11 protein-coding genes are annotated in these 12,454 nt (G+C 70.4%); 8 read left to right on the top strand and 3 right to left on the bottom strand.

The features are described from left to right. Positions 1 to 15 precede the first annotated feature (15 nt). Genes AC4IHM_RS32580 through AC4IHM_RS32555 form a run of 6 tightly spaced genes read left to right on the top strand, consistent with a single transcriptional unit; the run spans position 16 to position 6,190 of the window. Positions 16 to 1,257, top strand: a complete 1,242-nt coding sequence (locus tag AC4IHM_RS32580; protein WP_490870562.1) for a cytochrome P450 — start codon at positions 16 to 18, stop codon at positions 1,255 to 1,257. A 49-nt stretch (positions 1,258 to 1,306) separates the two neighbouring features. Beyond that, positions 1,307 to 2,245: a hypothetical protein gene (locus AC4IHM_RS32575; protein WP_490870561.1), complete on the top strand. Its 939-nt coding sequence runs from the start codon at positions 1,307 to 1,309 to the stop codon at positions 2,243 to 2,245. Between the two features lie 5 nt (positions 2,246 to 2,250). Then, positions 2,251 to 3,897: a flavin-containing monooxygenase gene (locus AC4IHM_RS32570; protein ID WP_490870560.1), complete on the top strand. Its 1,647-nt coding sequence runs from the start codon at positions 2,251 to 2,253 to the stop codon at positions 3,895 to 3,897. Continuing rightward, positions 3,897 to 4,823, top strand: coding sequence for an SDR family NAD(P)-dependent oxidoreductase (locus AC4IHM_RS32565; protein WP_490870559.1), 927 nt, complete (start codon positions 3,897 to 3,899; stop codon positions 4,821 to 4,823). The genes AC4IHM_RS32570 and AC4IHM_RS32565 overlap by 1 nt, the downstream gene beginning before the upstream one ends. A 9-nt stretch (positions 4,824 to 4,832) precedes the next feature. After that, a complete protein-coding gene (locus AC4IHM_RS32560) occupies positions 4,833 to 5,768 on the top strand; it encodes a cyclase family protein (RefSeq protein ID WP_490870558.1) in 936 nt (311 codons plus the stop codon). Positions 5,769 to 5,776: 8 nt separating this feature from the next. After that, a complete protein-coding gene (locus AC4IHM_RS32555) occupies positions 5,777 to 6,190 on the top strand; it encodes a nuclear transport factor 2 family protein (protein WP_490870557.1) in 414 nt (137 codons plus the stop codon). 85 nt (positions 6,191 to 6,275) lie between these two features. Here AC4IHM_RS32555 and AC4IHM_RS32550 read toward each other — a convergent pair whose 3' ends face one another. From AC4IHM_RS32550 to AC4IHM_RS32540, 3 genes are all read right to left on the bottom strand, one after another. Continuing rightward, positions 6,276 to 7,733, bottom strand: a complete 1,458-nt coding sequence (locus tag AC4IHM_RS32550; protein WP_490870556.1) for an aldehyde dehydrogenase family protein — start codon at positions 7,731 to 7,733, stop codon at positions 6,276 to 6,278. Positions 7,734 to 7,840: 107 nt separating this feature from the next. Then, positions 7,841 to 9,037, bottom strand: coding sequence for a CaiB/BaiF CoA transferase family protein (locus tag AC4IHM_RS32545; RefSeq protein WP_490870555.1), 1,197 nt, complete (start codon positions 9,035 to 9,037; stop codon positions 7,841 to 7,843). A gap of 172 nt (positions 9,038 to 9,209) precedes the next feature. Beyond that, the gene (locus tag AC4IHM_RS32540; protein WP_490870554.1) at positions 9,210 to 9,923 is read right to left on the bottom strand and encodes a GntR family transcriptional regulator; all 714 of its coding nucleotides are present in this window, start codon (positions 9,921 to 9,923) and stop codon (positions 9,210 to 9,212) included. Between the two features lie 127 nt (positions 9,924 to 10,050). On the opposite strand from AC4IHM_RS32540, the gene AC4IHM_RS32535 reads away from it, so the two are divergent. Both AC4IHM_RS32535 and AC4IHM_RS32530 read left to right on the top strand, forming a co-directional pair. Then, positions 10,051 to 11,430: an LLM class flavin-dependent oxidoreductase gene (locus tag AC4IHM_RS32535; RefSeq protein ID WP_490870553.1), complete on the top strand. Its 1,380-nt coding sequence runs from the start codon at positions 10,051 to 10,053 to the stop codon at positions 11,428 to 11,430. A gap of 39 nt (positions 11,431 to 11,469) precedes the next feature. Next, the gene (locus tag AC4IHM_RS32530) at positions 11,470 to 12,378 is read left to right on the top strand and encodes an HpcH/HpaI aldolase/citrate lyase family protein (RefSeq protein ID WP_490870552.1); all 909 of its coding nucleotides are present in this window, start codon (positions 11,470 to 11,472) and stop codon (positions 12,376 to 12,378) included. The last annotated feature ends 76 nt before the right edge of the window (positions 12,379 to 12,454 follow it).

Genomic DNA, 12,454 nt, shown 5'->3' with positions numbered 1-12,454 from the left:
GAAGAAGGGACTCTCATGACCGAGACCGCGCCCCACACCGAACCGACCGCCGACGTACCGAAGTTCCCGGCGCCCAGGTCGAGCAAGTGCCCGTTCGCCCCGCCGCCCGGCCTGCTCGCCCTGCGTGACACGGACGAGCCGGTGGTCCGGGTCCGCATCTGGGACGGCACCACCCCCTGGCTGGCCCTCGGCCATGCCGCCCAGCGCGCCCTGCTCGCCGACCCGAGGCTGAGCGCGGGGCTCGACAAACCGGGCTACCCCCACACCACGGAGGCGATGAAGGTCCACGCCTCCGAGATGCAGCCGTCGATCAACAACACCGACGGTGCGGAGCACACCCGTTGGCGGCGGATGCTGACCAGTTCCTTCACCCGCCACCGGATGGAGAAGCTGCGGCCGGCGATCCAGCGCATCACCGACGAACTCATCGACAAGATGCTCGCGGGTCCCAACCCCACCGAGCTGAACGAGGCGCTGTCGCTGCCGCTGCCCTCGCTGATGATCTGCGAGCTGCTCGGAGTGCCGTACGAGGACCACGAGTTCTTCCAGAAGCACGCCGGGATCACCAACGCGGTGTACCGGACCCCCGAGGAGAACGTGGAGACGAGCGGTGTGCTGCGCCGGTACATCGCGCAGCTCATCGAGAGCAAGATGGACGACCCCGGCGAGGATGTCCTCTCGGACCTGGGTGCCCGGGTCAAGGAGGGCGTGCTCACGATGCAGGAGGCCGCGCCGCTCGGCCACATCCTCCTGGTCGCCGGCCACGACACCAGCGCCAACATGATCACCCTGGGTACGGCGCTGCTGCTTCAGCACGAGGACCAGCTCACCTCCTTGCGGGAGCGCTCCGACGATCCCGCGTATGTCGCCGGGGCCGTCGAGGAGTTGCTGCGCTATCTGACGCTGCCGCACCTGCTGGCCAGGCGAGCCGTCCTGGAGGACTTCGAGTTCGAGGGGGTGACCATCCGCGCCGGCGAGGGCGTCATCTCCAGCCTGCCCGCGGCGAACTGGGATCCGGACGCGTTCCCCGACCCCGAGGAGCTGAAGCTGGAGCGCAACGCCTCCCGCCATCTCGCCTTCGGCTGGGGGCCGCACCAGTGCGTGGGGCAGCAACTGGCCCGCATCGAACTCCAGGTCGTGTTCAGCACCCTGTTCCGCAGGATTCCCACCCTGCGGCTCGCCGCCGACCTGGCGGACCTGCGGTTCAAGGAGGACTCCCAGGCATACGGCATCTACGAGCTGCCCGTCGCCTGGTGACCCCTTCTGGACCGCGACAACACACCCCTGCGAGAGAGGCGACAGATCCATGGCTGATGGTGACTTCCGCGTCACACGGCTGTACCACCCGAGTCATCATGTGACCGACCTGCGGGAGAGCGAGGCGTGGTTCGAGCGGGTCTTCGGCCGCCCGAGCCGCCCGATGGCGGAGATGACGCGCAACGCGCCGGCGAGCGACGGATACCCCACGGACTACTCGACGTTCACGCCGATCAGCGACGTGCTCTTCGACATGATCGACCCCAAGCGCTATGTGCTCGACGGGGTGCAGCGTTACGCCTCGGTCGACAAGCCGCACCTCAAGGGGTTCGGCTGGTACGTCGACGGCATCGCCGACGCCTACCGCCGGCTGCGGCGGCTCGGCATCGGGATGGTGGGCCAGATGGACGAGGCCGCCGAGGGCGAGGACCCGCCGACCGCACCGGGATCCCCGATGCCGATCTTCTTCACGGTCCCCGAGGACGCCGGGCTGCGCTACGAGTTCCTGCCGCAGATCCCCTTCCCGCTCGACCACCGGCTCGCGCCCGGCTGGGAGATCCCGCCGGTGTCCGACGACGACCCGCTGGGGATCGTGCGGTGCTCGCACCACACCGTCCTCACCGACCGCCCCGAGCGGGGCCTGCGCGTGGTGGTCGACGGCCTGGGCGGCACGGTGGTCCACGAGGGGCGCGACGAGGTGCTCGGCGTCCACAGCACCTACGTCCGGCTGGCCGACGCGGTCTTCGAGTACGCGGTCCCCGACGAGGGCACCGCGGCGCACGCCGACTGGTCGGCCAACGCGCCCAACGACACCTACCACGCGATCACCTGGCAGGTCGCCGACCTGGAACGGGTGGCCCGGCACCTGGCGGCGCAGGGGGTGGGGGTGCGGACCCGGACCGACGAGGTACTGGTCACGGACCCGGACACCAGCCTCGGCATCCCCTGGGGCTTCACCGTCGCGCCCCGGCCGGGAGAGGACGGGTGAGTCCCTTGGCAGCGTCCGGAGACGACGTGCGGGACACCGCCGCCGACACCGAGGTCGAGGTGCTGGTGATCGGCGCGGGGGTGACCGGGATCCACCAGCTGTACCGGGCCCGGCAGGCCGGGTTCTCCACCCTGCTGCTGGAGGCCGGTGAAGGCGTCGGCGGGGTGTGGTACTGGAACAGGTATCCGGGAGCGAGGCTCGACTCGGAGAGCTACACCTACGGATATCTCTTCTCACGCGAGCTGTTCGAGGGATGGCAGTGGAGCGAACGGTTCGCCGGCCAGCCGGAGAACGAGCGCTACTTCAACTACGCGGTGGACCGGCTCGGGCTGCGCGAGCACATCCGCTTCGGGGCGCGGGTCACCTCCGCGGTGTACGACGAGCCCTCCGCCACCTGGCTGGTGAAGGCGGCGGACGGCACACGGGTCCGGACGCGCTTCCTGGTCGCGGCCACGGGAGTGCTGTCGGCACCGGTCTTTCCGAAGGTGCCGGGCCGTACGGACTTCAAGGGCGTGGCGCACCACACCGGTCTGTGGCCCGACGAGCCGGTCGACTTCGGGGGCAAGCGGGTCGCGGTGGTCGGCACCGGGTCAAGCGGCGTCCAGGTCGTACCGGCGATCGTCGGCGACGTGGCGTCCCTGACGGTGTATCAGCGCACGCCCAACTGGTGCACCCCGCTCGCCAACGAGCCGATCACCGACGAGCAGCAGGCCGAGCTGAAGGCCGGATTCGAGACGCTGCGCGACCGGTTGCACGAATCCGTGAGCGGGTTCCTGCACGAACGCAACGAGCGCAAGGCGTTCGACGACTCCCCGGAGGACCGCCGGGCGTTCTACCGGCAGATGTGGTCGGGGCCCGGCTTCTCCAAGGTGATCAGCCACTACGCGGACACGATGACCGAGAAGGCGGCCAACGCGGACTGGTGCGCGTTCATGGCCGAGCAGATCCGCGGCATCGTCCGGGACCCGGCGACCGCCGAGCGGCTCATCCCCGTCGACCACGGCTGGGCGGAGAAGCGGCCCCCGTTCGTGACCGGCTACTTCGAGTCCTTCAACGACCCGAAGGTCGGCCTGGTCGACCTGCGGGAGACGCCGATGGTCCGGGTGACCGAGCAGGGCATCGAGACGACCGACGGGCTGCGGGAGTTCGACGTCATCGTGTGGGCCTCGGGCTTCGACTTCGGCACCGGGGCGCTCACCCGGATGGGGGTGCGCGGGCGCGACGGCCTGGCTCTCGAGGACTACTGGTCCAAGGGCCCCCGCACGTTCATGGGTCTGATGAGCCATGGCTTCCCCAACTTCTTCTTCCCCGGGGGCCCGCACGGGGCCGCCGGGAACAACCCCAGGTACGCCGAGGACCAGGTCGACTTCATCGCCGACGCGATCGAGTACCTGCGCGAGCACGGCCGGAAGGTGATGGAGGTGCCCGCCGACGTGGAGGAGGGCTGGAACCGGATGGTGGCGGAACTGTCCGCGTACTCCTCGTTCGGCGAACGCAGCTACTTCTACGGCACCAACGTCGACGGCAAGCCCCGCAGTTTCCTGCTCAACCCGGGCGGCCGGCCGAAGCTGCGCGAGGTCATGAGCGGCGTCCTGGAGAACCGGTACTCGGGCTTCCTGGGTTCGTCGGACGGGTCCGAGGAGGCCGAGTGATGGAGAAGTTCCGATTCGACGACCGGGTGGCCGTCGTCACCGGCGCGGGGCGCGGCATCGGCCGGGCCTACGCGCGGCTGCTGGGTGAGCTGGGTGCCAAGGTCGTCGTGAACGACCTCGGCGGCTCGATGGCCGGGACCGGCTCCGACGCCGAACCCGCCCGGCGGGTGGCCGGGGAGATCAACGACGCGGGCGGCACCGCGATAGCGGACACCAGCGACATCTCGACCGCCGAGGGCGGACGGCGCCCGGTCGAACGGGCGGTGGAGCGGTTCGGGCGCGTCGACATCGTCGTCAACAACGCGGGAAACGTGCGCTTCGCCGGGCTTCCCGAGGTCGACGAGGACATCTTCGACAGCCATCTCGGGGTGCATGTGCGCGGCGCCTTCCACACCTCGCGGGCCGCCTGGCCGCACATGCTGAAGCAGAACCACGGGCGGATCGTGCTCACCGGCTCCATCGGGATGTTCGGACTGCCCGACAACCTCAGCTACGCCACCGCCAAGGCGGCGGTCATCGGCATGGCCCGCAGCATGACGGCGTCGGCCGGCGACCACGACATCAAGGTCAACGTCATCGCCCCGAACGCGATGACGCGGATGGCGGGCGGCCCCTCGGAGGGCATGGACCAGCTGCGGGACCAGGGGCACGGCGGGGGCGATGTGATGGACCCCGCGCTGGTGGCGCCCATGGTCGCCTATCTGGCCCACGAGGCGTGCGAGGTCAGCGGCGAGGTCTTCCTCGCGGGCGCCGGCCGGTTCGCGCATCTCTTCGTCGGGGTCACCGAGGGCTATCTGCCCGAGGATCCGCTGCACGCCGGCGTCGCGGACGTCGCCGGGAACCTGGACCGCATCAGGGACCGCTCCGGCTACTACGTGCCCACCAGTCTCATGGAATGCGTGAGCCACTACATGGCTCACCGGTGAGGAGTAAGTGTGAGTGAGGACAAGGTCTGGCCCCAGCACGAACTGGGCAAGAAGCTGAGCAACTGGGGCCGTTGGGGGGACGACGACGAGATCGGCACCCTCAACTTCGTCACCCCGCAAAAGCGTGTCGAGGCGGCCGGGCTGGTGCGTACCGGCAAGGCCTTCGACCTGGGCATGCCCTTCGACAGCAACGGGCCGTTCAAGGCCGGCGGCTTCCGCAACAATCCGATCCACGTCATGACGCTGCTGCCCTCGGACACCGCGCAGTCGCCCGACGGCCTGATCTCCGCCGACGACATGATCATCACCGGGCTGCAGGCGGCGACCCAGTGGGACGGCCTGGCCCACGCGGGCTACGGGGGACGCTTCTACAACAACGTGCCCGCCGCGGCGGTCAACAACTTCCTCGGCGCCACCCGCAACTCGTTCCACAAGGCCGTGGACCGGCTGATCTCCCGGGGTGTCCTGCTCGACATCGCCCGGCTCAAGGGCGTGGACCGGCTGGAGGACTCCTACGAGATCACCGAGGCGGACCTGCTGGCCGCCGAGGAGCGACAGGGCGTACGGGTCGAGTCCGGTGACATCGTCCTGCTGCGCACGGGCTCCTACAAGTGGTTCCTGGAGGGGGACCGCGAGCACTTCCTGGGCAACGCCCCCGGCCCCGGCCTCGACACCTGCCGCTGGCTGTACGAACGCGAGGTCGCCGCGCTGGCCATGGACAACCACTCGGGCGAGGTGTGGCCGAGCCCGGTGAAGGGCGCCGCGATCCCCTTCCACCAGGTGGTCATCCGGGACATGGGCCTCACCATCGGGGAGATGTTCAACTTCGAGGAGCTGGCCGCGGACAGCGAGGAGGACGGGGTGTGGGAGACCCTGTTCTGCGCGCCTGGTCTGAAGGTGACGGGCTCCGTCGGCTCCCCCATCACCCCCATCGCACTCAAGTAGGAGCACGGATGACCACGTTCGCAGAGGTGCGGGCCGGTGTGCGGCAGACGGTGGCCGCGGTGGCGCAGGCCCAGGACGACGGCCGGAGCGACGACATGTCCGCCTGGTGCACACCGGACACGGTGATGGAGATCCCCGGAGTCGCCACGCTCAAGGGCGTGGACGCCGTCCGGGAGGCCTTCGCCCAGCCGGGCTGGCGGCCCGACCCGGACCGGCCCCAGCGCCATGTCATCGGCGGCACCGTCGTGACGGAGTGGAACGACCGGGAGGCGAAGGCGACCACCGACGTGACGATGCTCAAGAGCGACGGCTCCGCGTGGTCCGTCGCGATCGTCGCGCGCTACCACGACGAGTTCGTGGCGTCGCAGGGGCGCTGGCTGCTGCGCCGACGGCTCGACGACTACGTCGGGTTCACGCCCTGAGCGGTTCGCGAACCGAGGACGACAGAGGTGGGCCCCGCCATCCGGGCGGGGCCCACCTCTTGTCTCTACGTCCTTTTCCGCGCCGTCACAGTTGGACGACGACCGTCTTCGTGGCGGTGTAGGCGTCCAGCGCCTCGACGCCCTTCTCACGGCCGTACCCGGACTTGCGGAACCCGCCGAAGGGCAGTTCCACTCCCCCGCCGGCGCCGTAGGTGTTCACGTAGATCTGGCCGGCCTCGATCCGGGCGGCCAGCCGGTGGGCGCGGCTGAGGTCCTTGGTCCACACCGCGCCGAGCAGGGCGTAGTCGGTGCCGTTCGCGAGGGCCACCGCCTCCTCCTCGGTGGCGAAGGTCATGGTGGTCAGGACCGGTCCGAACACCTCCTCCTGCGCGATCGGGGAGGCCGGGTCCACACCGTCGATCAGGGTCGGTGTGAAGTACGCCCCCGCGGTGATCCCGGCCGGCTCGGCGATCGTGCCGCCGAAGACGATCTCTCCGGTGCCGGCCGACTCCACATACCCGCGCACCCTGCTCTGCTGCTTGCGCGAGACCAGCGGACCGAGGTCGGGGTCCTCGGTTCCCGGGCCGATGGAGACCTGGGCGAAGTGCCCGGCGATGCGTTCCACCACTTCGTCGTGGACGCTCTCGTGCACGAGCACCCGCGAGCCCGCCGAGCAGGTCTGCCCGGCGTTCTGCAGGATGGCTCCCGCGGCGACCTGCGCGGCCCGCTCCACATCGGCGTCCGCGAACACCAGGTGTGCGGATTTTCCCCCGAGTTCGAGAATGGCCGGGGAGACCCGCTCGGCGGCGGCCGTGGCGACCAGTGCGCCGACCCCGGTCGAGCCCACGAATCCCAGGTGGTCCACACCGGGGTGGGCCGCCAGCGCCGCGCCGGCCTCCGCGCCGGTCCCGGTCACCACGTTGACCACGCCGGGCGGCAGTCCGGCCTCCAGCGCGAGCCGCGCGAGCGCCACCGCGGAACGGGGTGTCTCGTCGGCCGGCTTGACCACGGTGCAGTTGCCCGTCGCCACGGCGGGTCCGACCTGCCGGGCGAACAGTTGCAGCGGGTAGTTCCAGGCGACGATGTGGCCGGTGACCCCGTGCGGTTCGCGCCGCGTGTAGACGTGCAGGTCGTCACGGATCGGCAGGCTCAGCCCGTAGTAGGAGTCGATGGCGTGCCCGTAGAACCGGAAGTACCGGGCGCACACCCGGGCGTCGTTGAGCGCCTGGGAGAGCGGCTTGCCGCAGTCCTCGCTGTCCAGCCGCGCGAGGGAGCGCTCGTCCCGCGCCACCAGATCCGCGAGACGGCACAGGAGTTCGGCCCGCCGCTCGGGTGCGGTCGTCCGCCAGGTGCGCTGCGCGGCCCGTGCCGCGGCGACCGCCCGGTCGACCTGCTCCGGGCCTCCTCGTGCCACCTCTCCGAGCGAACGTCCGGTCGACGGGTCGATGTTGTCGTAGGTGTCCTTCGCGCCGACCGGTTCGCCGCCGATGAACGACTCGGTCGTGGGCCGTGGGCCGTGGGAATCCGTGACGGACTGGCTCATCTGCTGCCTCCTGCCGCCGGTGCCGGACCGGCCGGTGCGGGATCGGTGTGGGACAAAGTGCCGAGCCGGGGCCGGGCCCGGGACCGGGACGCCTGTGGGGCGCGGGGTCAGATCACGCCCTGCTCGCGCAGTTCCCCGAGCCGGTCGGCGTCCAGGCCGAGGAGGCCTCCGTAGACCTCTTCGTTGTGCTCGCCCAGGGCCGGCCCGAGGTGGTCGACCCGGCCCGGAGTGGCCGAGAACCGGGGCACGGGTGACTGGACGCGCATGCTGCCGAGGTCGGAGTCCGGGAACGACGGGTAGATCTCGCGGGCCTGGAGCTGGGGGTCGGCGAGCAACTGCTCCGCGTTGTAGACGGGGGCGGCCGCGACATCCGCGTCCTCGAAGACGGCCATCGCCTCCTCCAGGGTGCGCTCACGGATCCACCCGGCCATGATCGCGTCGATCTCGGCGGCGTTGCGCAGCCTCTGCTGGGCCTCCGCGAACTTGGGGTCCGTGGTCAGCTCCGGCCGGCCCACGGCCACGAGCGCCCGCCTCGCGATGGTGGGGGCGCTGCCCGACATCGCGAGCCAGTGGTCGTCCTTGGTGAGGTAGACGTTGCGCGGAGCGCTGATGTCCCACCTGTTGCCCGTGCGCTGGGGGATCGTCCCGAGCTGGTCGTAGGTGAGCACGGACTGCTCCAGCAGCCGCGCCAGCGGTTCGATGAGGTTGATGTCGATCAGCTGGCCGTCGGCGCCGTGCACGTCCCGGTGGTAGAGCGCCATCATCACGGCGTAGGTGGCGGTGAGGCCCGCCACTCCGTCCGCGAGCATGAAGGAGGGCAGGGTGGGCGGGCCGTCGGGACTGCCCGTGAGGTGGGCGAAGCCGCTCATGGCCTCGCCGAGGGTGCCGAATCCCGGCCGGTCGGACTTGGGGCCGCCCGCTCCGTAGCCCGTGACGTGGACCATGACCAGCCGCGGGTTGTCGGCCGCGAGGCGGGCGTGGTCCAGTCCCCACTTCCGCAGCGTCGAGGGGCGGAGGTTGAGCACGATCACGTCCGCCTGCCCGGCCAGCTCGCGCAGGATCGCGCGGCCGGCCTCCTGTCGCAGGTTGAGTGTGATGCTCTTCTTGTTGCGGCCGACGCTCTTCCACATCAGGCCGACGCCGTCCTTCTGCGCTCCCCACTGGCGCAACGGGTCTCCCCCGTCGGGCTGTTCGACCTTGATGACCTCGGCACCGTGCTCACCGAGCCAGGTCGCGACAAGTGGACCCGCCGCGAGGGTGGCGGCGTCGATGACGCGAAGACCGGCCAGAGGACCGTCGCTCATGGTGCGTTCCGTGCCTTTCTGGTCGTGATGTGAGGAGCCGAGGCGAGCACCGCGGTTCACCGCCATGCAGCGAACGGAATCCTCTGCATTAGCTAACTCTTTACACTTCATGGAAGGTAGCACCCCCGATTGCGCGCCAACAAGGGTCGGTACGCACCGCGTCGAGAGCGCCTCACCGGGGCCCGAACTGCTCCTCCAGGAGCCGGGCGGCGCTGGCGAAGTGCCCCTCGGCCACCTGCCGTGCGCGCGCGCCGTCCCGCCGTTCGAGCGCGGCCACCAGCGCGTCGTGCTCACCGAGGCTGCACGGGACGTGCTCCGGGAACAGTTCGAAGAAGCGGCGGGGGATCATCCGCCCGGCGTCGGCGAGCATCGCCTGGAGCCGGGCCGAGTGGCAGGCCCGGTTGATCTCCCGGTGGAACTCCCAGTTCAGGGTGGCGATGTCGGCGCCCGCGGCGGCGGCCACCTTGATCTCCCGGTTGAGTTCCCGCACCCGCAGCAACTCCCGTTCGGTGATCGCGCGCGCCGCCCAGTCGGCGGCGAGTCCCGACAGGCCCGCCATCAGCGCGAAGTTCTCCAGGATCGCCTCGGGGGGCAGTCCGATCACCGTGATCCCGCTGCGCTGGGCGACCCGCATGAGACCGTCCTGGGCGAGCGCCAGGCACGCCTCCCGGACCGGGGTCCGACTGGTACCGAACTCGTCCGCCAGGGTGTCGAGTTGAACGCGCGCACCGGCGGGCAGCACCCCGGAGAGAATGCGGTCGCGCAGCGTCGCGAGAATGCGCTCCCGCTCGGTCGGATAGGCGGCCGACTCGTCCTCGGGGCCGAGAACCGTCCAAGGTCCGGCACCGGCGGCCCCCGCGCCGCTCCGCTCTTCCTCGGAGTCCACTGCGCCTCCACTGTCATGCCGCCGCCGTCTTGACAACCGCGCCGGAGCCATGAATACATCAGTACCAGACTGATATATCAGGTCTCGTCATCGGTTGCTACACCGACAGTTCACGAGAGGCTCGACGATGAGCACTTCACGACCTGACCAACTCACCCTCGTCGCCTTCCTCCAGGCGTCCAACGTGTCCGTGTACTCCGGCTCCTGGCGCTATCCCAGTGCCGCGACGGACTTCCTCGACCTGCGCTACTACCAGCGGATCGCGCGTGTCCTGGAGGAGGGCACGTTCGACCTCATGTTCTTCGACGACCGGCTGGCCATGCCGTCGATCTACGGCGACTCCCCCGACGAGGCGGTGCGCTACGGAGCGCGCCCGGTCAAACTCGACCTCAGCACCGTGCTCGGTGCCGTCGCCGGCGTCACCAGCAACATCGGCCTGGGCGCCACCTACTCCACGACGTACTACCAGCCCTTCCACGTGGCCCGGACCTTCGCCACGCTCGATCACCTCAGCGGCGGGCGCGCGGCCTGGAACATCGTGACCTCGGTGAACGACGCCGAGGCCCGCAACTTCGGGCTCGACCAGCACGTCGGCCACGACACCCGGTACGACCGCGCCGAGGAGTTCGTCGACGTGGTCACCAAGCTCTGGGACTCGTGGGAGGACGATGCCATCGTCGCCGACCGGGAGAGCGGCGTCTTCGCCGACCCCGAGCGCGTCCACGAGATCGACCACCACGGCGAGTACTACTCCGTGCGCGGCCCGCTCACCGTACCGCGCACCCCGCAGGGCCGACCGGTGATCATCCAGGCCGGGCAGTCCGGCCGGGGCCGGCAGTTCGCCGCCCGGTGGGCGGATCTCGTCTTCACCAGCGACCCCAGCCACGAGCTGGCCCGTGAGCACTACGACCAGCAGAAGGCGCTGATCACCGAGGCCGGCCGGGACGCCGACTCCGTGCGGCTGCTGCCGATGGTCTACACGATCGCCGGGGAGACCGAGTCCATCGCCCGGGAGAAGGAAGCGATCTTCCTCAACGAGCTGGTGCACCCGATGGCGTCCCTCACCCTGCTCTCCGAGGTGACCAACCACGACTTCGCCGGCCACTCGCTGGACGACGTGGTCACCGACGAACTCATCGACTCGGTCTCCGGCATCCGCGGCCTCGTCCAGGGGGTCCGCCGCCATCTGGGCGACCGCACCCTCACCCTGCGGACGCTCGCCAACCACCGCGCCACCCTGTTGCAGGGCCCGCGGTTCGTCGGCACCGGCCCGCAGATCGCCGAGCAGATGGAGCAGTGGTTCACCTCCCGGGCCTGCGACGGATTCGTCATCGCGGCCACCCACTTCCCCGGCGCCTTCGAGGACTTCGTCCGGCTGGTGGTACCGGAGCTGCGCCGACGCGGCCTGACGCGTACCGAGTACACCGGCCGGACCCTGCGGGAGAACCTCGACCTGGAGCGCCCGGCCAACGTGTTCGCCGCCGACCGGCAGCCCACGAACGCCTGAGCCCGGGTCCCGGACAGCAGACACCAGACAGGAGACACGATGCCCACACCCCCGCCGCGCCGGTCCGAGCTGGCGACGCCCGCGAGCAACGACCGCATGTTCGCCAAGGCGGCGGCCTCCGACGCCGACCTGGTCTTCCTCGACCTGGAGGACGCGGTCGCCCCCGCGCACCGCGAGGAGGCACGGGGCAAGGCCGTACGGGCCCTCAACGAGCAGGACTGGGGGCGCACCGCCCGTGCGGTGCGGATCAACGCCATCAGCACCAGGTGGGCGCACGGCGACATCATCGAGGTGGTCGAGGGCGCCGGGGAGAACCTGGACACCCTCATCGTCCCCAAGGCCACGGCGGCCCGGGACGTGTGGTGGGTCGACGTACTGCTCACGCAGTTGGAGGAGAGGCTGGGGCTGCGCAAGCGGATCCGGCTCGAAGTCCTCATCGAGGACGTGGCCGGGGTGGCGCACGCCGAGGAGATCGCCACCGCCAGCGACCGTCTTGACGCGGTGATCTTCGGCGCGGGCGACCTCTCGGTCTCCCAGGGCGCCCGGGTCGACACCAACTTCCGTCCCCGCGAACCGTATCCGGGAGACTTCTGGTACTACGCCCGCATGCGGGTGCTCACCGCCGCCCGCATCGCCGGGATCGCCGCCGTCGACGCTCCCTACCCGGACTTCCGGGACCCGGACGGATACGAACGCGACGCCCGAGCCGCGGCCTCGCTCGGGTTCAACGGGAAGTGGGCGATCCACCCCTCGCAGATCGAGATCGCCAACCGGGTCTTCCAGCCGTCCGATGCGGAGATCGATCGGGCGCGGCGCACCCTCGCCGCCTACCGCGCCGCCGAGGCCGACGGGCTCGGCGCCACCAGTCTGGACGGCCAGTTGGTGGACGCCGCGCATGTGAAGCTGGCGGAGCAGGTGTTGGCGCAGCAGCCGGCCGCCGCTCGGTGAGACGGGCCACGGCCCGCGCACGACAGTGACGCCGTACGGTCCTCGGGCGGGAGGACCGTACGGCGTCGTCGTGTGC

Source organism: Streptomyces sp. SL06 (genome assembly GCF_058244745.1).
This window is presented reverse-complemented; position numbering and strand designations above follow the sequence as displayed.

Coding starts and splice junctions, on each gene's coding strand:
- AC4IHM_RS32580 (WP_490870562.1), top strand. CDS start 16: ATGACCGAGACCGCGCCCCACACCGAACCGACCGCCGACGTACCGAAG.
- AC4IHM_RS32575 (WP_490870561.1), top strand. CDS start 1,307: ATGGCTGATGGTGACTTCCGCGTCACACGGCTGTACCACCCGAGTCAT.
- AC4IHM_RS32565 (WP_490870559.1), top strand. CDS start 3,897: ATGGAGAAGTTCCGATTCGACGACCGGGTGGCCGTCGTCACCGGCGCG.
- AC4IHM_RS32555 (WP_490870557.1), top strand. CDS start 5,777: ATGACCACGTTCGCAGAGGTGCGGGCCGGTGTGCGGCAGACGGTGGCC.
- AC4IHM_RS32550 (WP_490870556.1), bottom strand. CDS start 7,733: ATGAGCCAGTCCGTCACGGATTCCCACGGCCCACGGCCCACGACCGAG.
- AC4IHM_RS32545 (WP_490870555.1), bottom strand. CDS start 9,037: ATGAGCGACGGTCCTCTGGCCGGTCTTCGCGTCATCGACGCCGCCACC.
- AC4IHM_RS32535 (WP_490870553.1), top strand. CDS start 10,051: ATGAGCACTTCACGACCTGACCAACTCACCCTCGTCGCCTTCCTCCAG.
- AC4IHM_RS32530 (WP_490870552.1), top strand. CDS start 11,470: ATGCCCACACCCCCGCCGCGCCGGTCCGAGCTGGCGACGCCCGCGAGC.